Raw genomic sequence first — 23197 nt, 5'->3', positions numbered from 1 at the left:
CGCACGGTTACATTAGCCGGAATTGTGCTGAATGGTCGCCTGCAGGTGGTTGGTTTCTTCGCGGTAGACCACCATCTCCCGTTGCAAGGCGCGTCGGAAGCGTGGTTGCTCGGCCACGAGTACGGCCAGGACGGTCAGCAGCAGCCAGGTAGCCGCCGCGCTCGCGAGGAGCAACAGGACCGGAATCCATGGTCCGCCCATTTGCTCGAGCAGCGTCGTCTTGGCCCAGACTCGCCAGTAGAGCATCAGATTGACGATCAGTCCGACACCGTAGGAGATGACGAAAGACAGCAGGAACTGCTTCCACGTGCCGTCGTGGCGCCGTGCCGTCATCGGTTCGGCCCGCAGCGGCAACGCCACGGACATCACGTTGGCGACGCCGAGCCACAGCAGGATCATGGTCAGCACCTGACCGCACGCCTTCACCAGATCAGCACTGCTTCCGGAGCGCCAGGCGAGGACGGCGCTGAGCAGGAACCCGGCGCTGCCGACGAGAAGCAGCATCACCGCGTTCTTCGCGACCAGTACGTGCCAGAGCCTGGTGCCGCCGGACAACGCAGCACGGACGCGGCCGGCGTCGAAGCTGAGTGCATTGGTGCACACGACGCTTCCGACCACACCCGAGAGTGCGTACAGCGCAAGGTAAGGCAGTCGATCTTCCTTGGCGTCCCACTGGAAGAGGCGGATGAAAGCCAGGTATGCCAAGCCCATTCCGAGGCTCAGCCCCAGCCGAAAAGCGATCGACCGAGGCTTGCCACTCACGACGTGCCGTGCTTCCTCACGGATCCGCGAGCCGAGACCCTGTACATGCCGGACGACGGGGTTGCCCGAGGTCAGCGGGACGTAACCGCGAATCGCAGCGGCGACGGTATCGGTGTCACCGGCATCGAGCGCGGCGACGCGTGCTTCGAGAACCGCAAGGTGGGCGGCGCGCAGGGCTATCCGTGCAGTGGTGACCGCGGCAACGGCGTCGGCCTCGGCCTGCGCGGCGGTACCGATGGAGGCGTCGGCGGGAAGCGGTGGTTGCAACCGGGTGATCAGTTCGAGTTGGTGCGCCATGTGCGGCGAGGGCGACAACCCACTGTACGACGGTCGGCTCAGCGCAGTTCGTTCGTCGTCGAGCGAATCGCGGACGGACGCGGCGGCTTTGCGGACCGCCGTCGGGTTGTGCCAGCGCACCGATCTGGCGTCACGCTCGGCGGCGACGGCCCGGGAGGCAACCTCGGTCAGATCCTCCACCGCTGTCAATGTGTGCTCCACTCGGTTTAGGTTGGTTTCATGACCACCAACTCGGAAAAGGAAGATCTCCGGCGGTACCTGCAGGCAGCGCGCGACGTGCTCGTCTGGAAGCTCGACGGGCTGTCGGAGTATGACATTCGGCGTCCGATGACCCGGACAGGGACCAACTTGTTGGGTCTGGTCAAACACATGATCGGCGTCGAGCTCGGGTATTTCGGTCCGACGTTCGGCCGACGTGTTCCCGATCTACCTGCGTGGTTGCGTTCGGAGGAACTCAACGTCGACATGTGGGCCCGCGCCGACGAGTCCAGGGCCGACATCGTCGAAACCTATCGCCGTACCTGGGCTTTCGCCGACGCCACGATCGAGGAGCACGATCTGGATGCCCCCGGCTTCGTGAAGCATTGGCCGGAGAATCGGCGCGACGTCACGTTGCATCGGATACTCGTTCACGTCGTCACCGAGATCCATCGGCACGCCGGCCATGCGGACATCGTCCGGGAGTTGATCGACGGTGCCGCGGGGATGAAAGCGGGCGACGACAATCTGGCTCCCGGTGATCAGGCGTGGTGGGCCGAGTACAACGACCGTCTGGAGACGGCGGCACGCGAGGCCGACCACGCCTGAACTACTCGAATACCGCTGCCGCCCCGATCACCACGACGACGATCACGAAGTTGATCAGCAGGAGTGGCCAGACGAAGCGTAGGAACTTGTCGTAGCCCACCTTCGCCATCGCCAGCCCGCCGACAACGACGACGTTGGTCGGGGCGACCATCAGCATCAGGCCGTGGCCCATCTGGAAGGCGGTGATGACGAGTGCGCGGCTGACTCCGGCGAAGTCGCCGAGCGGAGCGAGCAGCGGCATCGCCAGGGTGGCGTGACCGGAGCTTGACGGGATCAGAAACGCCAACGGGATGTTGACGAGCATCACGAGGATCGCGAAGACTCCGGCCGAAGCGCCGCTGACCAATTGCTCCATCGCATTGAGGATGGTGTCGAGAGTTTCGGTGTTCGTCATGATCACCGAGACGCCGCGAGCGAGCAGGATGACGATTGCCGGGCCGACCATGTCGCCGGCTCCACGCGTGATCAGGGAGACGATTTTCTTCTCACCCATCTTCGCGACGATGCCGACGAGAACTGCGGCGAGGATGAACAGCATCGCCAATTGCGGGAACCACCAGTTCAACTCGAACCAGTAGGGTTCGGTGGTGGTGATGTGGTACGCGTCGTACTCGGCCGGTCCGGTGGTGGCTCCGAAGATGCTCGACCAGGGGATGACGGAGAAGATCATCAATCCGAAGGTGAGCCCGGTGATGAGCAGCACCAGCTTTTGAGTTCCGGTGAGCTTGCCGTCGATGTCCACCTGCTCGGCCGGCTCCTCGTCTTCGTCGTCCTCGATGTCGAAACCGACGAGCGACTTGGACGGATCCTTCTTCACCTTCGCGGCGTAGCGGAGAACGAATACCACTGCTACTGCGGTCAATACGATCCACAGGATCACGCGCAGCACGATGCCGTCACCGATGGAGACGCCTGCTTCACCCGAGGCGACGCCGATCGAGAACGGGTTGACCGTCGACGCCATGTTTCCGACCAGTGCGCCGAGGATGATCATGGTGGCCGCGACCATGCGGTCGTAACCCAGTGCCGTCATCAGCGGTATGAGCAGGGCGTAGAAGCCGAAGGTCTCGACCGAGAAGCCCATCGTCGAACCCAGCAGCGAGAACAGCACCATGATGACGGTGATGAGCAGCCAGCCCTTGTCGCTGAGCTTGGTGGCGAGTTGGGAGACAGCGGTTTCGAGGCTGCGGGTGGCAAAGCTGACGGAGATGAACGCACCGAGCGCCATGATGAAGAGGACGACGCCGACGGAGCCGAAGAGCCGTCCGATGTTGTCGGTGTCGACGAACCCGGTGATCGAATCCTGCACGCCGTACAGGCCGTTCACGGGGGAGAGGATCAGCTGCTGGATTCGTTCCCAGAACGAGAGCGGAGACGTAACGGTCTCGAAGCTGCCGGGAACGGGTGAGCCGTCCACGTCGACGCCGAAGCGTCCGGCCGGAATGAACAGTGCTGCAACCCAGACCAGGACGGTGACGATCGCGAGCATCGTGACAGCACCGGGGAACTCGAACTTCTTCTTGGCCGGTGTTTGCGCGGATCCCGTGTCGGTCTCGGTGCTCATTTCTTCCCCTCGAAGGTGTGTGCGTACTCCTGAAAGAACAGTGCCTTGGCGACGACGGCCTTCTCCATCTCGTCGAGCAGGACGCGTTCGTTGGGGCCGTGGATGTTCGCGTAGCCGTCGGTGGCGCCGAACAACAGCTTCTCAGCGGTCGGCACTGCTGTATCCAAGGCCATGACGAGGGGGATCGATCCGCCGCCTGCCATCAGTCCGGCCGGCTCACCCCATGACTGCGAGAGTGCTGACAGCGCTGCGTCGAAGGCCGGTCCGCCTTCGGCCGCGGCAAACCCGTCGCCCGTTTCTCCTGCAGTGACGGTCAACGCCAACCCGAAGGGCCGCAAGGCTTCCAGATGCCGGACCAGAGCAGCCTGCGCCTCGGTGGCAGGTTGGCGCGGGTGCACGCGCAGATTGATCACGGCGCGGGCAGTGCTGGCGACGGCATTGACGGCACCGTCCACCGGAGGAGCGTCGATTCCGGTCACGGTGATGGCCGGGCCCGACCAGATGCGTTCGCCGATGCCGCCGGTGCCCAGTAGCGGAAGCCCGTCGCGGATCTCGGCGAGGGTGCGGAACTCGTCCTCGGTATATGAACTGCCGGTCCACGGTTCGCGCAGGAGGCCGTCGACGGCGACGTCACCGTTGTCGTCGTGCAGCGACGCCAGTGCGCGGATGAGCGCGAGGCGGGCGTCCGGTGCGGCGCCGCCGTAGAGGCCGTTGTGCTTGTCGGCTCCGAGAGTGGCCAGTTCGACGATCACCTGGGCGGATCCGCGCAATGCGACGGTCAGAGTCGGCGATCCGGGGCGAACGCTGCCGACGTCGGCGATGACCATTGCGTCGGCCGCAAACAATTCGGGGGCTTCGGGCGGATAGTTGTCGAAGGGGCTGCCGAATTCTTCCTGGCCTTCGATGACGAGCTTGACCGTCACCGGCGGCTTTCCGTCGAATACGCGAAGTGCGCCGATCATGCCGATGACATTTGCCTTCGAATCTGCTGTACCGCGGCCGTATATCGCGCCGTCGCGTCTGGTCGGCTCGAAAGGTGGAGAATCCCAGAGTTCGATGTCGTCGGCGGGAACGACGTCGTAGTGCGAATACATCAATACTGTCGGGGACCCGGCGGGGCCGGGAACTGTTGCGATGATGACGGGCGCGGTTTTACCTGTTATCTCGAGTTTCTCTATCTTCGTGACTCCGGACTTTTCCAGTAGAGAAACGATCAGGTCGTGAGCCTCGAACAGGGGTTTGCTGGGGAAACCCTCTGTTGCTATCGACGGAATACGAACGAGTTCGACAAGTTCCGACTCCAGTTCCGGCATCAAAGCTGCAACTGTTTCCTTGATTGTGGAATAGGAGGGTGAGGCGGATTCTTCCGGCACGGAACTGACTCCTTCTGGGAAAGGCGAAAAGCATTAGAGGCAGAGTCTTACACCCGATATATGGGCTGTGAAAGGGCAACCCGAACAAAAGATCGAATTCGGTCGACGCGGGGTCGGTTCTTGACATTGACGTCAACGTCAACACACACTGTGACGGTGACCACCAGCGAAACGCAGGAGCGAGCGCGGACGGCCCGCAAGCTCGGGGACGGTCCACGCCGGGCCGGCCTGCTCGACACCGCTGCGCTCTGTTTCGGCGAACTCGGATACGACGCTGTGACCGTCGAGACGATCACGACCAGGGCTGATGTTTCCCGGGCGACCTTCTACGCGTACTTCTCCTCGAAGGACGAGGTCTTCCGTGCCGTCGCCGAAATGATGTGCCGACGCTTCCTCGACGCTCAGCACATGGAGGGCCCGGCGGCCGAGGATCTACGCGAAGTTCTCCGAACGACCACGTCGGCGTTCATCACGGCCGTGTACACCTACGGTGACCTGCTCGCGGTGATCGAGCATCGGGCGCGGGTGGATTCCGAGGTCGAGCGCAGTTGGTCGGCGGTTCGCGAAAAGCTCGTGAGCCGCTACGTGCGCTTCGTCGAACGGATTCAACAGGTTCACGACGTGGATCCCTGCGTTTCGCCCCCGGTGCTCGTTCAGATGATCTCGGACGCACAGATGGCCGGTGGAGCACGACTGAGTAAGGCGAGTGTCGAAGAGCAGAACCAGTTCATTGCAGATATGACGACGATGTCCGAGCGGTTGATCGGGTTCGAAGAGTCGAAATAGATTTCTTTTACGAATGGAGTGATCGGTGGCAGAAAAAGACGTGCTCGAAGCGGCTCTGGCGGAAATCTCCGCGCTGCAACAAGCGCATTGGCCCGCCGGCATTCCCCGCGCCGTCGAGTATCCGCTCGAAGGTGGGGGACTTGTCGACTACTTGCGGCATTGGGCGGTCGAGCGGCCGGATACTCCCGCAATCGTCTTCTACGGCCGGGTCGTCACGTATTCCGAATACGACGAGCTTTCGGATCGTTTTGCCGGATGGCTGCTTTCACTCGGAGTCGAACGCGGCGATCGCGTCGGCGTTCACCTGGTCAATTGCCCGCAGTTCCATATCGCGATGCTCGGCATTCTCAAGGTCGGTGCGGTTCACGTGCCGATCAATCCGCTCTTCCGTGAACACGAATTGATTCACGAACTCAACGATGCGGGTGTCACGGTTCTTCTGACGCAGAACACCTTCTCGAAGTTGGTGAAGAAGATTCGTTCGCAGACACCACTCGAACACGTCGCGAAGACTGCCGTCTCCGACATGCTTACCGCGATCCCCACCGTCGAACTGCCCTTCGAGGTCGACGATCCGCGCCTGAGCGACTGGCAGTCGATCATCACCAGTGAGCGTGCGACTCCCGTTGCCACCGAACTCGATTCCCTCGCCGCCCTGAACTACACGGGCGGAACGACGGGAATGCCCAAGGGTTGTGAGCACACTCAGCGTCACATGGTTTACACCGCGGCCACCGCGACGCTTGCCGGTGGTGACCAGGTGGGCGCCAATCCGCCGGTATCTCTGGTGTTTCTGCCGATCTTCTGGATCGCGGGTGAGGACTTCGGCATTCTGGTTCCGCTCGTCAACGGCGGAACCGTTGTCCTGCTGAATCGTTGGGATGCGGAGACCACGCTCGACGCGGTCGAGACCTACGGTGTGACCTCACTGGTCGGAACCGTCGACAATTACGTCGAACTGATGGACACATCAAGGTTCTCGGAGCGAAATCTCTCGACACTCCAGAACGCCATGGCAGTCTCGTTTGTTCTCAAACTCGATCCGGCCACGCGCCAGCGGTGGCGCGAGGCCACCGGCGGTGTTCTGCGCGAAGCGAGCTACGGCATGACCGAAACCCACACCGCGGACACGATCACCCTCGGTTTCCAGGACGGCGACTACGACCTGAAAAGCGAGCCAGTGTTCTGCGGAATTCCGGTGCCCGGTACCGACGTTCTGATCGTCGATCACGACGGCAGGCCGGTTCCCGTCGGCGAGCACGGACAGATCATCGTGCGCAGCCCGTCGATCCTTTCCGCGTACTACCGCAACGAGGCCGCCACCGCCGACGCCATCCGTGACGGCTGGCTGCAGACGGGTGACGTCGGAAAGTTCAGTGAGCGTGGCGGTTTGCACTATCTGGCGCGTAACAAGGAAATGATCAAGACCAACGGCATGAGTGTCTTCCCCTCCGAGGTGGAAGCGCTGCTGATGCTCCATCCCGCGATCGAAAAGGCTGCGGTGGTACCGAAACCGGATCAGGACAAGGGGCAGGTGGCTTTTGCGTTTGTCCAGCTGGTCGAGGGTTCCGACACCGCGGCCGATGAGATCGTCTCGTGGGCCAAGGAGAACATGGCTACGTACAAGGTGCCCGAAGTGGAAGTGCTCGAGGCGCTTCCGATGACAGCGACAGGAAAGGTGCGCAAGGGCGATCTGTTCGAGCGCACTCAGGGGGAAAAGTGAGACTGCTGATTGCGAACCGCGGCGAAATTGCGCTGCGGATCATTCGAACTGCCCGTGAACTCGGGATCGAAACGGTGTCGGTTTACGCCGAGGAGGACGCGTCCAGTCCGCACGTCGCGGCGGCCACGGAGTCGGTGCCGCTCGGAGCTTCGGGCGCATCCGCGTATCTCGATCAGGGCGCACTGCTGAAGATCGCGGCCGAAACCGGCGCCACGCACGTGCACCCGGGCTACGGATTCCTCAGTGAGAATGCCGAATTCGCGCAGGCATGCATCGAGGCGGGGATCGTCTTCGTCGGTCCGGACGCCCAGGTCCTCCGGACTTTCGGAGACAAAGCCGGCGCCCGGACCGCGGCTGTCGACTCGGGCGTACCGGTCCTGCCGTCGACATCGGCGAATGCCGACCTCGCGGAGGTACGTGAATTCTTCGAGCGCAACTCCCGCGGCATCATGATCAAGGCGCTCAGCGGTGGCGGTGGCCGCGGCATGCGCGCGGTGCGGGACCCGAAAGCTCTCGACGACGCGTACCGTGTGTGTGCGGCCGAAGCCCAGTCGGGGTTCGGTAGTTCGGCACTGTTCGCCGAGGTACTCAGTGAGCGCGCTCGGCACATCGAAGTGCAGATCGTGGCGGCGCCGGGGCAAGGCGGAACTCACGCGCTCGCTCTGGGTGACCGCGATTGCAGCGTCCAACGTCGGCATCAGAAGTTGATCGAGGTTGCGCCCGCGCAGGGGCTGTCGGGGGCCCTGCGCGAGCGTCTTCACGCTGCGGCCGCGAGGCTGTGCGCCGAGGTCGGCTACCGCGGCATCGCGACCGTCGAGTTCCTGGTCGAGGAACGCGGATTCGTCTTCCTCGAGGTCAATCCCCGAATTCAGGTGGAGCACACGGTGACCGAGGAGGTCACCGGAGTCGACCTCGTCGCCGTACAGCTCGCGATCGCGGACGGAGTTCCGTTCGAGAATCTGGACCTGCCAACCGGAATCACCGCTGTCGAGAAGGGCTCGGAAACAGTCGGATCCGTGGCAATCGCATCGGGAATCGCGATCCAGGCTCGCGTCAACATGGAAACCATGACGCCGGACGGCAATGCGTTGCCGTCGTCGGGCACCCTCGACAACTTCACCCCTCCGGGCGGGCCCGGCGTGCGAGTGGACACCTTCGGTACGGTCGGACTCTCGCCGAGTGCGCGGTACGATTCGCTGCTGGCGAAGGTCGTCACCCACACGCGTCGATCGGATTTTCCTGCCGCTGTGCGCAAGTCGATTGCTGCTTTGAGTGAGTTCACTATCGACGGTGTGGCGACCAACCTCGAATTCTTGCAGGCCATATTGTCGGACAAGGACTTCCGTGACGGTCTGGTCGACGTCGACTGGTTGGGTTCGCGATTGGCGGATCTTGTTCCCGAAGCCGGTCCGCAAACGCCTTCCTCGAACGTGGACGTGGCACCGGACGAAGACGTGGTTCGTGCACAGATGGCGGGCATCGTCGTCGAACTCGCCGCCGTCGGTGACGGTGTCCATGCGGGAGGCCAGGTTGCCGTCCTCGAGGCGATGAAGATGCAGCATGTACTTTCGGCGCCCGGTGACCTCGAAGTGGTCCGGGTCCTGTCGTCACCGGGGAGATCGGTGAGTGCGGGCGAACCGTTGCTCGTCGTTCGTAGCGCGAGCGCGGGCTCGAAGCTCGCCGAGGTCGACGAGGTGGACCTCGACGACGTCCGCCCCGATCTCGCGGAGATCATCGCTCGCCACGAGGTGACCCTGGACGCGGCGCGGCCCGCAGCTGTGGCCAAGCGCCACAAGCTGGGACGCCGGACTGCTCGCGAGAACGTCTACGACCTGGTCGACGACGACAGCCTGGTCGAGTACGGCGCTCTCGCGCTGGCAGCGCAGCGCAGTCGACGCAGCGAGGAAGACCTGATCGCCAACACTCCGGCTGACGGACTGATCGGCGGAGTGGCGACCATCAGCGGCGGCGAGAGCGTCGTGATCTCGTACGACTACTCGGTGCTCGCCGGTACCCAGGGCATGCGCAATCACGCCAAGACCGACCGCCTGCTCGAGATCGCCGATCGCAAGCGAGTTCCGGTAGTGCTGTTCGCGGAAGGCGGCGGTGGTCGCCCCGGTGACACCGACGCGGGCGCCGGGGCGGGCCTGGAACTGGGAACCTTCCGTGCCATGGCGGCTCTGAGCGGCCGGGTGCCCATGGTCGCCGTCGTGTCCGGTCGTTGTTTCGCGGGCAACGCGGCCCTGGCCGGCGCGTGCGACGTACTGATCGCGACGCCCGATGCCAACATCGGCATGGGAGGCCCTGCCATGGTCGAGGGCGGCGGGCTCGGAAACTTCCGCCCCGAGGACATCGGCCCCATCGACGTGCAGCGCCGCAACGGCGTCGTACACCTGGTCGCTGACGACGACGCTCATGCTGTGGCCCTGGCCAAGCAGTACCTCGGCTATTTCCAGGGCGCGAGCGGAGAGTGGGCGGCTCCGGATCCGCGGCTCTCGCGGCACGTGGTGCCGGAGAATCGCCTGCGCTCGTACGACGTTCGTGGAGCGATTGAGGCGATCGCGGATGTCGACAGCGTCCTGGAACTGCGTCGAGATTACGGTCGCGGTGTAGTGACTGCACTCGTTCGCGTCGAAGGAGTTCCGTACGGTGTGCTGGCGAACAGCAGCGAGCATCTCGGCGGAGCGATCGACGCGGAGGCGTCCGACAAGGCTTCGGATTTCCTGGAACTGCTCGAAGCGCACCGCATCCCTCTGGTGACCCTGTGCGACACACCGGGATTCATGGTGGGTCCGGATTCGGAGGAAGAGGCGACGGTCCGAAGGTTCGGCAGGTTCTTCGTTGCCGGTGCTCGCCTCACGGTGCCGTTCGGAACGATCATCCTGCGCAAGGGTTACGGGTTGGGCGCCATGGCGATGGCCGGTGGTTCCTTCCACGCACCCGAGTTCACGGTGGCGTGGCCGACGGGCGAGATCGGGCCGATGGGTCTGGAAGGCGCGGTGCGTCTCGGTTTCCGCAAGGAACTCGAGTCCGTCGAAGATCCGGAGGCTCGGGAGACCCTGTTCGGTCAGTTCGTGGAACTGGCCTACGCACAGGGCAAGGCTCTCATGGCGGCGACCACGTTCGAACTGGACGACGTCATCGATCCGGCCGACACCCGCGCCTGGATCAGGCAGCTCGGCAGAAACAGTTGAGATCCTGCTGATTCGAGCTGTTGCCGCACGTGGGCGGGGCAACTAGCCTTGCCCACGTGTCGGCTGCGCGAGATAACGTCCTGATCATTCATTGGCACGACCTGGGGCGACACCTCGCAAGTTACGGTGTCGCCGGGGTCAACAGCCCCCATCTCGACCGACTGGCAGCAGAAGGTATCCGCTTCACCGACGCACACGCGACGGCGCCGCTGTGCTCACCTTCGCGCGGTTCGCTCTTCTCGGGCAGGTATCCGCACAACAACGGTCTGATCGGGTTGGCGCACCACGGCTGGGAGTACCACGCCGAGGTGCAGACGCTCCCGCAAATCCTCTCCGACAACGGCTGGTACACCTCGCTGTTCGGCATGCAGCACGAGACTGCGTATCCGAAGCGACTGGGCTATCACGAGTACGACGTCACCAATTCGTTCTGCGACTACGTGGTTCCGCGTGCCCAGAACTGGTTACGACGCTTCCCACCCGAGCCGTTCCTGCTCACCACGGGGTTCTTCGAAACGCATCGGCCGTACCCGGCCGATCGCTACACACCGGCGGACACCGCAGCGCTGGAGGTTCCCGGATACCTTCCCGACGTGCCGCAGGTACGCGAGGATCTGGCCGAATTCCACGGCAGCGTAGAGGTGGCCGACGCCGCGGTGGGTGATCTGCTCGGGACGCTCGAGGAAGAGGGGCTCGACGAGAACACGTGGGTCTTCTTCCTCACCGATCACGGCGCCGCGTTCCCGCGTGCCAAGTCGACGCTCTACGCCCCGGGTACCGGAATTGCGTTGATCGCTCGCCCTCCGGCTCGGTATCGCAGTGGCGGAAAGGAATACGAGACACTCTTCAGCGGTGTGGACCTTGTTCCGACCATTCTCGATCTCCTCGGCATCGATGTCCCCACCGAGGTGGAAGGTCGCTCGCACGCCGATGCCCTCGTCGATCGTGGAACCCAGCCTTCCGAGCCCGTCCGGACTTCCTTGTTCACGGAGAAGACCTTTCACGACAGCTTCGATCCCATTCGAGCGGTGCGCACCAAGGACTACAGCTATATCGAGAACTACGCCGTCCGCCCGGCTCTGGATCTACCGCTCGACATCGAGGACAGTCTCTCCGGAAAGGCGCTCGGCACCGAGCATCTGGCGGTACGTGCGCCTCGCGAGCTGTACGACCTGCGGTCCGACCCTGACGAGAAGATCAATCTGATCGATCGACCGGAAGTGTCGGCGGTACAGGCGGAATTGTCCTCACAGCTTCACACGTGGCGCGCCGAAACGGATGATCGTCTTCCCGACGAGGCATTGGGTAGCGCGATGGCCGTGCACCGCATGGCGGCATATCTCGAAAAGATCGGTGTCCGACCCAACGTGCGGTCCGCCTACAGCGCGGACCGCGGCTATCTCGAGTCGGACACCGAAAACCCTTAGGGCCTGGTGGCTTCGCGTTCTTCCAACAATGCGATGACCCGCTCGACCAACTCGGAGATGTCAGCCCCCGTCGTGTCGAAAGCCAGGTCCGGGTCCTCCGGGGTCTCGTACGGCGCGTCGATACCGGTGAGTCCCTTCAGTTCACCCGCTCGCGCACGTGCATACAGGCCCTTGGGATCTCGGCGTTCGCATTCTTCGACGGGAGTGGTGACAGCAATTTCGAGAAAGGTGAGCCCGGCAGCTTCGTTGAGAGCACGCGCAATTGCTCGGTCCGAACGCAGTGGCGAGACCATCGACGCGATGGCCACCACGCCGGCGTCGGCGAACAGTCGAGTGAGATGTCCGACGCGCCGGATGTTCTCGGCCCGATCTCCCGGTGAGAACCCGAGATCGTCGGAGATACCGTGGCGGACGTTGTCACCGTCCAGGAGGTACGCGGTGCGTCCCGCGTCGACCAGCGCACGTTCGACAGCCACAGCTACGGTGGATTTTCCGGAGGCGGGCAGGCCGGTCAACCAGATCGTCGCGCCCTTCTGGGTGGTAGACGCCCACCGCCGTTGACGTTCGAGTGAGGACGGATGCCATTTGATGTCGTTGCGGGTCTGTTCACCGGGAACGACGACGCGTGGTTCGAGAATGGTGCCTGCGCCGACGGTGTCGTTACTCTGCTCGTCGATCAGAATGAACGCGCCGGAGTCCCGATTGTGGTCGTAGGTATCGGCGACCACCACGGAACTGGTTCGGAGCGTCACCGTTCCGATGTCGTTGAGCCCCAACTCCACCGGGCTGTCCTGCTCGTCGAGCGTCTCGGGATCGAGTCGGGTGTGCAGTTCTTGAACGGTCGCTCGCACGGTCCGGGACGTATGTTTGAGTGCTATCCGATCGCCGGCTCGCAGTGGCGTGTTCGACAACCAGCAGATCGTGGCTTCGAGTTCTCGGGCCAGAACCGGCAAGTGGGCCTGCGCACCTCCGCTGACCAGAACGTCGCCACGTCCGACGTCGATGTCGTCGGCCAACTCCACCGAAACCGACAGTGGTGCAACGGCGGTAGTGCGGTTGTCGTCGAGGGTGTCGAGGCCGATCACGGTGCTCTTCGAGCCGGACGGCAGGACCACTACCTCGTCTCCGACGCTCAGTGTGCCTGCCGATATGCGGCCGGTATACCGGCGCCGATTCTGTGGATCTGGACGCGAAACCCACTGCACGGGAAGCCGAAGCTCCTCGATGTGTGTCGCAGGCGCATGGAGTTCGACGCCTTCGAGATATTCGAGAAGCGTCGGCCCGTCGTACCACGCGGTGTTCTCGGAACGCGTCACGACGTTGTCACCGGCCTTCGCGGAGACCGGGATGGCAAGTACGTCCTCGCGCCCGACTTGCCGCGCCAAGACTCGCAGTTCTTCCTGCACCTGCGCGAATCTCGCTTCGTCGAAATCCACCAGATCGATCTTGTTCACCACGGCCACAAGGTTCGGAACACCCAGTAGCGCAGCGATTCTGGCGTGCCGACGCGTCTGACGCAGCACGCCGGTCCTCGCGTCGACCAGCAGGACCGCCACGTGCGCATTGGAGGCTCCGGTGAACATGTTGCGCGTGTAGCGCTCGTGTCCCGGGGTGTCGGCGAGTACGTAACTTCTTGTCGGAGTGGAGAAGAATCGGTACGCGACGTCGATCGTGATGCCCTGTTCACGCTCGGCGCGTAGTCCGTCGGAGAGTGCAGCCAGGTCGGCGACACCGTGCTCGTCGGTCACGGAATCGAGGTGATCGGTTGGCAGGCTGTCGGTGTCGTGCAACAGCCGGCCGATCAGCGTGCTCTTGCCGTCGTCGACGCTACCCGCCGTTGCCAGCCGCAGGAGTTGGCGAGTGATGGTGGTGGTCATCAGAAGTAGCCCTCACGCTTTCGGTCTTCCATCGCGGCGACCGACGTTCGGTCGTCTGCGCGAGTCTCGCCTCGTTCGGACACCGTCGCGGCCGAGATTTCGGTGACGACGTCGTCGATGGTGGTGGCGTGCGATCGAACGGCGCCGGTGATGGTCAGATCGCCGACGGTTCGATATCGCACCCACTCGGTCGTTGCCGCGGCGTTCTCGGCATCTGTGCTGAATTCGGAAGCAGCGAGGAGCATCCCGTCGCGCTCGAATACCCGCCGTTGGTGCGCGAAATAGATGGACGGCAGTTCCAGTTCCTCCTGGGCGATGTAGCGCCAGATGTCGAGCTCGGTCCAGTTGCTCAGGGGGAAGACACGAACGGACTCGCCGCGTCTGATCCGACCGTTGTAGAGCGACCATGGTTCGGCCCGTTGCGCTCGCGGGTCCCACTGGCCGAACTCGTCACGGAAGCTGAGGACTCGTTCCTTGGCGCGCGCACGTTCCTCGTCCCGGCGGGCGCCACCGAACGCGGCGTCGAACCTTCCGCCTTCGAGAGCGTCGAGCAGGGTTCTGGTCTGCAGGCGGTTTCGTGATCCGCTGGTCTCGGTCGACTCCTGCACTCTGCCCTGGTCGATCGAATCCTGAACGGAGGCAACCAGAAGTGTGTGTCCACCCTCCTTGATTCGGCGGTCGCGAAATTCGATGACCTCCTCGAAATTGTGACCGGTGTCGACGTGCAGAACCGGGAAGGGGAGCGGGGACGGCCGAAACGCCTTCTCGGCCAGTCGAAGCAGGACTATCGAGTCCTTACCGGCTGAGAAGAGCAGTACCGGTCTTTCGAGCTCTGCCACCACCTCTCGAATGATGTGAACCGCTTCGGATTCGAGAACTCGGAGTTCGTCGACCACATCGGTGACGGTGCTCATGTGACGGGGTATCCGTTCTGTTCGGCGTCGTTGCGGTAACGCTGCACCCATTCGCGGGATCGTCCGTCGCTCTGACGACGCAGCGGCGGTGGCGGGGCCAGTTGTCCGTCGAGGCCGAGGGAGATGAGGGTTTTTGCGACCACGGATTGCGGGTCTTCGGTGAGATCGCGGAACCCGACTTCGATGGGAGAGATGTCCTCCTCCTCGAACCAGCGCTTCCAGTGGCGTTCCTGCTCACCGAGAATCGTCACCAGGTGCGCGATTCCGACTGCGTTGTACTGCGCACCGTCCGAGAGATTCGGTGGAGTCGCGTCGTCGCGCCAGACCTGTGTCTGCACGGCGCGCCACATCGACACAGCTTGAGCGACGACATCTTCTCGATAGACGTGGATCAACTGCAGGTCGTGATCGAGGGTGTCGTGGAGTGCAGAACGTAGGTCCGTCCCACTGCGCCACGGCAGTCCGGCCGCGCGATCGAGCAGGAGCGGCGTCTGATTCCACATCAGCTTGCCGCCCCAGACTCCGTTGGGGGTTCGGCCGAGTTCGAGAAGTTGTGTGCGCCACTGTTCGGAGGTGCGAGTGTCCGGCGTGCCCGGGTGAAACGGGGCGAGCAGGCTCAGGACGGACTCGTCCGTGACGTCCTCGAACCACTGCCTCGGTTGAGGCGATCGAGAGGTCTCGGGGAGGTACTGGAAGAACTCTTCCGGCTCACCCGCGACCCCGGTTGCTCGCAGGGATTCGACCAGCAAAGTACTGCCGCTGCGCTGCGAAGCGCAGACGAGAAACGAGCGTTGGGCCTCCGTCATGCGAGCAACGCTAAGGGCGGCCGGAAACCGCCGCAAGCTGGGAAAATAAACTCACGTAGAGGTTAAATCTCGACGTGAAACGTTAAATGTGCGGGTCACGAAATCTTGTGCTGAGGCACGTCTTACGCAGTTGTCGCAAGGGCCGCGGCGAGCCCGAAAGCGATGGCCATGAACACAACTTCACCGATGGCGCGGCGTAGGGATCCGTCCGAACTCATGCGGTGTGCAGCACTCGCGACCACCCACGTCCGGCGCCACCACCATCCCAGGGCGACGAGCAGCGCGATCACCACGATCTTGGCGAGGATCACCCGGCCGTATGCGGTGTCGTAGAAGGCGGAGAGTGAGTCGAGTCGCACGACGGCGTTGACGATACCGGTGACGACCAACGCGAGGACGCATCGCCATGCGAGGGCGGAGTACTTGGGCAACCAGATCGCCCATGAACCGCGCGACGGTACGGCAAGGGCGAGTGCGGCGAGTACCCCGAACCACAGGGCCGCCGCGAGGACGTGAACGGCGTCGAGGATCGATCCGAAGCTCTGCTGCGCCATGTGCCCGGTGATCGGGCGGGCAGCGAGCGCCAACGCGGAGACGACCAATGCCGGTGCGACGGGCACCGTCTCGGGGTTTGTGAATCCGTAGATGCCGTAACAGACGACGGCAAACGCGCACGCGATGATCGCGACGCCGACGCGGCCGACGTTGACCTCGGAGACGAATGCGCCGAAGTGTCCGATGGTCAGCGAGGTGACCGGGGCGCCTTCGGCCGCTGCGGCATTGAGCACGAGGAGCGTGATCTCGGCGACGAGCCAGACCGCTGCCGCCGCGGTGAGCTGAGTCCACATGACGGCGGGGGATGTTGCCGGGCGGCGTTCACTGCGGCCCATCCAGGCAAGCGTCGCGATGCCGAGCGTCAACGAGCCGCATCCGATCGCGAGAACGCGGACCGTGCTCGACGATTCGGGTCCTGACGGACTCGCGAGCCCCCAGGCGATCAGTACCCCCAGCAGAGCTGTGGGTACGGCAAACAGCAACCACCACCTGTTTGCCGTACCCGTCACGCGATCAGCTCGACTTCGGCTTACGGAGCACGAAGAACAGCGCACCGCCGAACACGACGACGCCGGCGACGATGAAGATCCACACCGGCATGCTGCCGGACTCCGACTCACCCGTACTCGACGCGGCGGCAGCGCCGGGAGTGCCCGACCCCGCCTCGGTGAGGGTGAACGTCAGGGTTCCGTTGACGGGGTGGCCGTCAGCGGAGGTGACGCGGTACGCGATCGTGTAGACGCCGGTCGGCCCGAGATCGCCGAGGTCTGCACTGACAGTGGGACCTTCGACGGACGGATCGCTCTTGGTCCAGAGGTTGCCGTCGGGACCGGTGACGGTCAGTGCCGCGAACTGCGCCTGCAGGGCCTCGTTGAACGTGACCGAAACCGTATCGGGTGCAACTTGAATCGACGCACCGTTTTCGGGGTTGGAACCGACCACCGCGGAGTGCGCGCTGGCCGTGCCCATTCCGAGCATCGTGGCCAGCATCGCGAGCATGCCGACGGCGATGACCTTGATCCGGGTACTCATCAGCGCTTGCTCCTGACCAGTGCGCCGAGGCCGAGTGCAGCGCCCAACGCGCCGAGCACCAGGCCGACGCCGCCGAGCCAGCGGGCGGTGTTGTCCGACGAAGAAGATTCGGAGGCAGCGGACGTCTCGGCAGTGTTATCGGCAGAGGGCGCTCCGTGCGCGTCACCGGTGGACGCGGCGAGAGTCAGCGTCGGCGCGGGCTTGTCCGGCTCACTGCCGTCGGCAAGCTCTTCCTGATCCCAGTTGACGACGTTGCCGTCGCTGTACGTCTGGACGGCCTTGAACTCGACCTCTTCCTGCTCCGGCAGCGGGCCGGCAGAGAGGACGAACTGCTGGAACTGGCCGGGGGCGATGCCGACGCCGGGATCGGCCGTCCAGGTCACGGACTTCGCGACCAGCGAGGTGGGGTCCTTCTCCACGACAGCGGTCCAGCCGGGCATCGGTTCGGTACGTGCCGACTTGAGGTCGGGGAGTGCCACCGTCAGCTTGGTGGTCGAAGCGGTGTCGGATTCGGTGGGCACGCGGAACGTGAGAACGGAGTATCCGCCCTGCGTAGCTCCTGGTGCGACGACGCTGACGTGTGCTGAAGCAATTCCGGCGGCCAGCAGTACGGCGCTGCCGGTAGCGACGGTCGTGACAACCGCACGCGAAATCAGGGTGTTCTTCATGTCGGGAAGTGTCCTCTTGGTCTGGTGAAGGGGTGGGGAGTTCTACGAATCTTCAGACCAGGGCAGGAGGACCGCGCCGCGAGATGCTGGCGCGAAGCAGAGCGTCGACAGGTCCGTGATGGATTCCGGTCGAGACGGTGTGGCCGCGGGAAGTGACGGCGGCGGGCGCCAGGGACGCCAGGACGACGTGAAGAGCGTGAGTGACAACCCGGTAGAGGCGCTCGGCAGCCAGGACCGCCAGCGCACAGGCGACGGTGGCACCGGCGTGAGCACCGAGCATCACCAATCCCGGAGCGGGCGAATGAGCGTGCTCGGAGAGCGTCATGGTGGTGTGCGCGGCAAGCTGTCCCAGGCCCAGAGCCACGATCAAGGCGGCGGGCCCCCGCGAGAGGGCGGGGAGGGTGGCTGTGACGGCACCGACGGTTGCGCAGACTGCGAGCAGCAGGGTCAGCGAAGACGACTGTGGCAGCTCACCTCCACCGATTCCGTGCGCAGCGACAGCGAGAGCAGCCGAAGCGGAACCGACAGCTGTCCCCCGGAGGGTCGCGGTCTGCTCGGCTGCTCTCACTGTCTTTCTCAGGTCTAGCGCACGCCGAGGCGTGCGAGCAGATCTGCTTCGACGCCGTCGAGTTCGGAAGAAATTGCCTGATGAGCTGCCTTTCGGCGAGCCTGCGGCATCTGCTCGGCAGCACGAACTGCCGTGCTGAGATCGCCGAGGCGCTCACGGATGGCGGCCGCGAAACGCTGCGTCTCCGCGTCGTCGGGCTTGCGGCTGAGGATCTCGGTGACCGAGCTCTCGGCACCGGCGATACGAGCGCTCAACTTCGCGCCGTGACCGGTGTAGTCGCCGAGCTGGTCGACGGCGATGCCCATCTTCTGTGCGCGCGTGGTGTCGAGCTGGGCGCGAACTGCCGTAGCCGCGCGGTACGCGATCGGCAGGAGAACAGGGGCAAGCAGACGTGCCACGCCCAGGTACTTGCGTACCTTGGCGACGGTCAGGCCCTGATTCGCAGCGGCCTTCTCCTGCGCCTTCAGGGTCGCGATCTGCGCCTTTTCGATCTTGTGCTGTGACTCGATCTCGGCTTTCTCCAGCTTCTTGAGCGACTTGGTCTCGACCTTGTCGCGCTTACGCTGGCTCTTGGCGTTGAGCTTCGCCTCGACCTCAGCCTTGTGCTTGAGAGCCTTTGCCTCCGCCTTGCGGGTGGCACGAGACTTTCGCTTCTTGAACAACCCCATCGAAAAGGACCCCGTTTCCAGGTGTTTGTGTGTTGCCAGGTACCTGCGCTTCGGCTTCAGCCTAGGGGAGCACATAATCTTCGTCATCGTGTGTTCCGTTAACAACCCCGCGCCCCAGCTCCCGATCATCGATTCGGGGGCGTTGACCCGATGCCGCCATCGGGTGCGTCTGGACGGGTTGTTTCCCGGGAAATCGGCTTCGGAACCCGTCGACACCGGCGTGAAGCAACGCCAGGATGCCGCGATCGCAAAGCGTGCCGAGATCGCCGAACTGGTGATCGGTGCTGCTCCCGAGCGTTGGGTGAAGATCAACCCCGATCAATCGGCGTCGGCTCAGGCTCGAGACACTCTGGCTGCCTGCGAGGCCGGCGCGGACCGGATCTGGGGCGCCGTGTTGCCGGTCGAGCGAGACACCGGCCGCAAGGGCCGATGCGAAATGCTCATCCGTGACGAGGGAGGCGGCGGGTACATCCCCGTCATTGTCGTCAATCACAAGGTGACCGATCCAGGACAGGGCGCGATCGCCTCGGGGCTCTTCGACTGGGAGCCAGCGGTCGATCCCAAACGCAAGGTCCGCAGTCAGGTCCGCGATCAGATGCGCGTCGCGCAGGTCTATCGGATGCTCGAGCGTCGTGGGCTGGCTAGCCCGTCTCTGACAGCCGGCGCGATCGGTTACAACGGCGACTGCATCCTCGTCCACGACCTCAGCGCGATTCTCGACGATTACGACGAGCGTTTCGCCGACCGCATCGCTGTTGCCCGCGGTGAGGTGCTGACGTCCCCGTCACAGGTGAGCGAGTGCAAATCGTGCCCGTGGTGGACCGAATGCAAGCAGGAGTTGGTCCGAAACCGAGACGTCAGCCTCGTCGCTGTCGGATCGCGAGCCGAGCTTCTGCGCGATGTCGGCTGCAACACGATCGATCAGTTGGCCGCCTGGGAAGGTGAGCCGCTCGAGGATTGGCCGCACGGAAATTTCGACGACGCAGTGGTGATCGCGAAGGCGTGGTTGGCAGACGCCCCGTTGGTGCGGCGGTTCGAGAAGATCTCGGTGACCCGGGCGGACATCGAGATCGACGTCGACATGGAGAGCTATCAGGAGCACGGCGCCTACCTGTGGGGAACGTTGCTCAATGTCGGTGGCTTCTCGATGTATCGAGGATTCGCGACGTGGGATCCGCTGCCGACGCGTGACGAGGCGCGGTCGTTCGCGGAGTTCTGGGGTTGGCTGATGGCGGAGCGTGCCGCGGCGGCTGCTTCGGGTAAAACCTTTGCCGCATACTGCTATTCGCGTTCGGCGGAGGACAAGTGGTTGTTGGACTCGGCGCGCAGGTTTGCCGGTGAACCCGGGATTCCGAGCAAGGACGAGATCCGTGAGTTCATCGACAGTCCGCAGTGGGTCGACATCTATCAAGCGGTGAGTGATCAGTTCATCTGCCCGAACGGCAAGGGACTCAAGAAGATTGCTCCCGTGGCCGGGTTCAACTGGCGTGACGCCGAAGCAGGTGGCGAAGCGTCGATGGCGTGGTACCGCGAGGCGGTCGGCTACGACGGTGAGCCGGACGAGACGCAACGGACACGCATCCTGCAGTACAACGAGGACGACGTCATTGCCACCAAGGTCCTACGTGAGTGGATGACGGACCGCGCGGAGAAGGAAATTCCGTTGGCTTCCGAGCTGTAGCACTGACCTCTGTCGCTATTGTCTGAAACGTCCTATTTAACAGGATGTTTCGATTCGAAGTTTCTCGTCATCGTGTGTCTGGAACCCGTATCCGCGCTACCTTCATCTGGTCGGCTCCACGATGGAGGGTATTGAATGCTGAGCAGGCTGACTTCGAGTGCGAGCGACGCCGAACTGTCTGACGTCGAGCGACGTGACCTCTTCGCGCGCCAAGTCCGCCAAGTGACAACGGTCGCTCCACTGGCCAACGTCGCGAATTTCTTCAGTGCATGCGCCTTGCTGGCCTATGTCGTGCCTCCGGGGCGCGAAGATTTCCGTGTGATCTGGGGAGCGGCAGCGCTCGCAGTCATTCTCAATTCGGTGCGTGTGTGGTTGCCGAGGGTCATTCAAGGAGAGAGCTATTCGCCCAAGCACACGACGCGGTACGACTACTGGGCACTCATGCTCGAGGTGGTACTGCTGGGCGTTCTGTACACGATCCTTGCAGCCGAGATGCTTCCGGTGATAGACGGTTCGCGAAAGCTGGTTCTGATCGCGACCATCGCCGGCGTGGTGGGTGCCGGTGCAGTTGCGCTGTCGACTGTTCGGTCGCTGGGTTTGGCCTGGATTCTGGTGCACGGTCTGGGATTGTTGTTCGTCATGCTTGCCGGGGCGACGGCCGAGTACTTCGTCCTTTCGTTTCAACTCGTCGTCTACATCAGCATTCTGTGCGTCGGCGTTGTCTATCTGTGGGCGTCGTTCCGAAGTCGTTGTCTTGCAGAGTTCGAGGCTGCTGCCGAGCGCCAGACGGTCAGTTTACTTCTCGACGATTTCGAGGGCGGGTCACGCGACTGGCTGTGGGAAGTCGACACCACCGGGACGTTGTCGCACACCTCCGCTCGGCTGTCACAGATCTCGGGAGTTCCCGTCTCCGACCTGCGAACCCTGTCGCTGCGCGGATTGTTGGATCGGCTCGACGTCGGTTCGACGAAGAGTGGTCGAGCCGCGGTCCAGGTCATCGGAGATCACCTCGACCGCCTCATGCCGTTTCGTGAGGTCGTCGTTCCCGTTCGTGTCGGCGGCGTCGACCGATGGTGGTCTCTGTCGGGTCATCCCAGGCTTTCCGAGGCCATGGAGTTCGTGGGTTGGCGAGGTGTGGGCTCGGACATCACCGAGAAGTACAACTACGAGCGGCGCATTCTGTGGCTTGCTGCAACCGACGGACTGACCGGGCTCCCTAATCGCCGGACGTTCGGCTCGGAGCTGTCCGACGCACTCGGCACCGTCCGGACCGGCGAGCAGGTTCTGGTCGGCATCCTCGACCTGGACAATTTCAAGTCGGTGAACGACACGCTGGGGCACCCTGTCGGTGACAAATTGTTGATTTCCGTTGCTGCACGGCTTAATCGAGTGGTCGACGGCGCCATGTGTGCGCGAATCGGGGGCGACGAATTTGGCGTCGTCCTGCGGGGAACAGGGGACGGCGGCGAGGTGTTTGCCCGCTATCTGGGCGCATTGCGTGAGCCGTTTTTCGTGCGGGGGAATCGCATCGAGGTTCGTGCATCGATCGGTTATGCCAGCTCACCGGCAGATTCCGAAGACGCGGACACGCTTGTCATGTCCGCGGACCTGGCGCTGTATGCGGCAAAATCCGCCGGCAAGAACCGGGTCGGAAGATACTCGCCGGTCCTGCGCGCGCGGGCCAGGGAACGAGCATCGGCCTTGCAAGAGCTTGGGCTTGCGATCGAATCTCGGCAGTTCGAGCTGTACTACCAACCGCAGGTTCGTGCGGACACCGGCCGCGTCGAGGGTTTCGAGGCACTGCTTCGCTGGAATCATCCGGTGCGTGGAGTGCTTGCGCCGCACATTTTCATCGACGTCGCGGAAGAGACGGGTTTGATTGTCCCGCTGGGGCTTCAGGTTTTACACATGGCCTGCGCTGAAGCGACGACGTGGCCCGATGACACCTACGTGACGGTGAATGTCTCTCCGGTGCAACTGATGTCGTCCGGCTTCGGATCGGCCGTGAACGATGCGCTGGAGGCGTCCGGTCTGTCCAGCAAACGGCTCCAGCTGGAGATCACAGAGACGGGAGCGGTAGAGGAGCTTGCCGTCGCCGAACTGGATCGTCTGCGTGCCACCGGGATTGCGATTGCCCTGGACGACTTCGGGACCGGCTATTCGTCTTTCGAGAGTTTGAAGAAACTGCCGTTGGACATTCTCAAGATCGACCGGTCGTTCATCACCGAATTGAGCGAGGGTGATTCGGCAGTCGTCACGTCGGTGGTCGAGGTGTCGAAGGCGCTCGGAATGCAGTCATTGGCAGAAGGCGTGGAGACGGCCGACCAGTTGAGGCTCCTGCGCACCGCCGGTTGCGAATTGGTTCAGGGTTACTACATCAGTCGGCCGATACCCGCGGCCGAGGTGGCCGAATATCTGAGCGCAACTGCACAAACCAGCGGTGGGTATTTTCATTCGTTCTGACAACTGTGCGCCTTTATTAACCGCGGGCGGTT

Annotated in this window: 18 protein-coding genes; 7 read left to right on the top strand and 11 right to left on the bottom strand. The window is 63.5% G+C overall.

The genetic code is table 11. The features are described from left to right. Positions 1-12 precede the first annotated feature (12 nt). Positions 13-1260 (bottom strand): hypothetical protein, encoded by a 1248-nt coding sequence (locus tag G8767_RS12295; protein WP_253252803.1) that lies wholly within the window; start codon positions 1258-1260, stop codon positions 13-15. A gap of 18 nt (positions 1261-1278) precedes the next feature. Between G8767_RS12295 and G8767_RS12290 the strand changes: the two genes are divergently transcribed. Then, positions 1279-1866: a DinB family protein gene (locus tag G8767_RS12290; protein ID WP_166810298.1), complete on the top strand. Its 588-nt coding sequence runs from the start codon at positions 1279-1281 to the stop codon at positions 1864-1866. Between the two features lies 1 nt (position 1867). On the opposite strand, the gene G8767_RS12285 is transcribed toward G8767_RS12290, so the two are convergent. Beyond that, positions 1868-3430, bottom strand: coding sequence for a YfcC family protein (locus tag G8767_RS12285; RefSeq protein WP_166810297.1), 1563 nt, complete (start codon positions 3428-3430; stop codon positions 1868-1870). Continuing rightward, positions 3427-4803, bottom strand: coding sequence for a M20/M25/M40 family metallo-hydrolase (locus G8767_RS12280; protein WP_166810296.1), 1377 nt, complete (start codon positions 4801-4803; stop codon positions 3427-3429). The genes G8767_RS12285 and G8767_RS12280 overlap by 4 nt, the downstream gene beginning before the upstream one ends. A 150-nt stretch (positions 4804-4953) precedes the next feature. Between G8767_RS12280 and G8767_RS12275 the strand changes: the two genes are divergently transcribed. Genes G8767_RS12275 through G8767_RS12260 form a run of 4 tightly spaced genes read left to right on the top strand, consistent with a single transcriptional unit; the run spans position 4954 to position 11933 of the window. Next, positions 4954-5589, top strand: a complete 636-nt coding sequence (locus G8767_RS12275; protein ID WP_095969412.1) for a TetR/AcrR family transcriptional regulator — start codon at positions 4954-4956, stop codon at positions 5587-5589. A gap of 25 nt (positions 5590-5614) precedes the next feature. After that, positions 5615-7312, top strand: coding sequence for an AMP-binding protein (locus G8767_RS12270; protein ID WP_166810295.1), 1698 nt, complete (start codon positions 5615-5617; stop codon positions 7310-7312). Continuing rightward, positions 7309-10506 (top strand): carboxyl transferase domain-containing protein, encoded by a 3198-nt coding sequence (locus G8767_RS12265; RefSeq protein ID WP_166810294.1) that lies wholly within the window; start codon positions 7309-7311, stop codon positions 10504-10506. The genes G8767_RS12270 and G8767_RS12265 overlap by 4 nt, the downstream gene beginning before the upstream one ends. A 56-nt stretch (positions 10507-10562) precedes the next feature. Continuing rightward, the gene (locus G8767_RS12260; RefSeq protein WP_124566900.1) at positions 10563-11933 is read left to right on the top strand and encodes a sulfatase; all 1371 of its coding nucleotides are present in this window, start codon (positions 10563-10565) and stop codon (positions 11931-11933) included. Here G8767_RS12260 and cysC read toward each other — a convergent pair. The 8 genes from cysC to G8767_RS12220 all read right to left on the bottom strand — a co-directional run bounded on the left by cysC (position 11930) and on the right by G8767_RS12220 (position 19021). Further along, positions 11930-13810 (bottom strand): adenylyl-sulfate kinase, encoded by a 1881-nt coding sequence (gene cysC, locus G8767_RS12255; protein WP_166810293.1) that lies wholly within the window; start codon positions 13808-13810, stop codon positions 11930-11932. The two genes, G8767_RS12260 and cysC, sit on opposite strands and share 4 nt — an antisense overlap. Next, on the bottom strand, positions 13810-14724 hold the full coding sequence (gene cysD / locus G8767_RS12250) for a sulfate adenylyltransferase subunit CysD (protein ID WP_095969417.1): 915 nt from the start codon (positions 14722-14724) through the stop codon (positions 13810-13812). The genes cysC and cysD overlap by 1 nt, the downstream gene beginning before the upstream one ends. Further along, on the bottom strand, positions 14721-15530 hold the full coding sequence (locus G8767_RS12245; protein ID WP_166810292.1) for a Stf0 family sulfotransferase: 810 nt from the start codon (positions 15528-15530) through the stop codon (positions 14721-14723). Before G8767_RS12245 ends, cysD begins: the two co-directional genes overlap by 4 nt. Before the next feature lie 122 nt (positions 15531-15652). Further along, positions 15653-16594, bottom strand: a complete 942-nt coding sequence (locus tag G8767_RS12240; RefSeq protein WP_166810291.1) for a CopD family protein — start codon at positions 16592-16594, stop codon at positions 15653-15655. Between the two features lie 4 nt (positions 16595-16598). After that, entirely contained in the window at positions 16599-17117 is a 519-nt protein-coding gene (locus G8767_RS12235; RefSeq protein WP_003944137.1) for a copper resistance CopC family protein, read from the bottom strand. Beyond that, positions 17117-17785, bottom strand: a complete 669-nt coding sequence (locus G8767_RS12230; RefSeq protein ID WP_095969420.1) for a YcnI family protein — start codon at positions 17783-17785, stop codon at positions 17117-17119. Before G8767_RS12230 ends, G8767_RS12235 begins: the two co-directional genes overlap by 1 nt. A 52-nt stretch (positions 17786-17837) precedes the next feature. Then, on the bottom strand, positions 17838-18353 hold the full coding sequence (locus G8767_RS12225; RefSeq protein ID WP_095969421.1) for a hypothetical protein: 516 nt from the start codon (positions 18351-18353) through the stop codon (positions 17838-17840). A 14-nt stretch (positions 18354-18367) separates the two neighbouring features. After that, positions 18368-19021 (bottom strand): DUF6474 family protein, encoded by a 654-nt coding sequence (locus G8767_RS12220; RefSeq protein ID WP_003944178.1) that lies wholly within the window; start codon positions 19019-19021, stop codon positions 18368-18370. Positions 19022-19145: 124 nt separating this feature from the next. Here G8767_RS12220 and G8767_RS12215 point away from each other — a divergent pair, with 124 nt between their 5' ends. Together G8767_RS12215 and G8767_RS12210 are read left to right on the top strand one after the other, a co-directional pair. Continuing rightward, complete coding sequence (locus G8767_RS12215) at positions 19146-20702, top strand: TM0106 family RecB-like putative nuclease (RefSeq protein WP_166810436.1); 1557 nt, start codon at positions 19146-19148, stop codon at positions 20700-20702. Positions 20703-20837: 135 nt separating this feature from the next. Beyond that, entirely contained in the window at positions 20838-23165 is a 2328-nt protein-coding gene (locus G8767_RS12210; RefSeq protein WP_166810290.1) for a bifunctional diguanylate cyclase/phosphodiesterase, read from the top strand. The last annotated feature ends 32 nt before the right edge of the window (positions 23166-23197 follow it).

This window comes from Rhodococcus sp. IC4_135, from assembly GCF_011602025.1.
Lineage (GTDB): Bacteria > Actinomycetota > Actinomycetes > Mycobacteriales > Mycobacteriaceae > Rhodococcus_F > Rhodococcus_F baikonurensis.
The sequence above is the reverse complement of the archived record's forward strand: the minus strand, read 5'-3'. Positions and strand labels throughout refer to the sequence as shown.

What these genes read in the sequence shown, in the direction of transcription:
- G8767_RS12290 (WP_166810298.1), top strand. Translation starts at nt 1,279, where the DNA reads ATGACCACCAACTCGGAAAAGGAAGATCTCCGGCGGTACCTGCAGGCA.
- G8767_RS12285 (WP_166810297.1), bottom strand. Translation starts at nt 3,430, where the DNA reads ATGAGCACCGAGACCGACACGGGATCCGCGCAAACACCGGCCAAGAAG.
- cysC (WP_166810293.1), bottom strand. Translation starts at nt 13,810, where the DNA reads ATGACCACCACCATCACTCGCCAACTCCTGCGGCTGGCAACGGCGGGT.
- cysD (WP_095969417.1), bottom strand. Translation starts at nt 14,724, where the DNA reads ATGAGCACCGTCACCGATGTGGTCGACGAACTCCGAGTTCTCGAATCC.
- G8767_RS12245 (WP_166810292.1), bottom strand. Translation starts at nt 15,530, where the DNA reads ATGACGGAGGCCCAACGCTCGTTTCTCGTCTGCGCTTCGCAGCGCAGC.
- G8767_RS12235 (WP_003944137.1), bottom strand. Translation starts at nt 17,117, where the DNA reads ATGAGTACCCGGATCAAGGTCATCGCCGTCGGCATGCTCGCGATGCTG.
- G8767_RS12230 (WP_095969420.1), bottom strand. Translation starts at nt 17,785, where the DNA reads ATGAAGAACACCCTGATTTCGCGTGCGGTTGTCACGACCGTCGCTACC.
- G8767_RS12220 (WP_003944178.1), bottom strand. Translation starts at nt 19,021, where the DNA reads ATGGGGTTGTTCAAGAAGCGAAAGTCTCGTGCCACCCGCAAGGCGGAG.
- G8767_RS12210 (WP_166810290.1), top strand. Translation starts at nt 20,838, where the DNA reads ATGCTGAGCAGGCTGACTTCGAGTGCGAGCGACGCCGAACTGTCTGAC.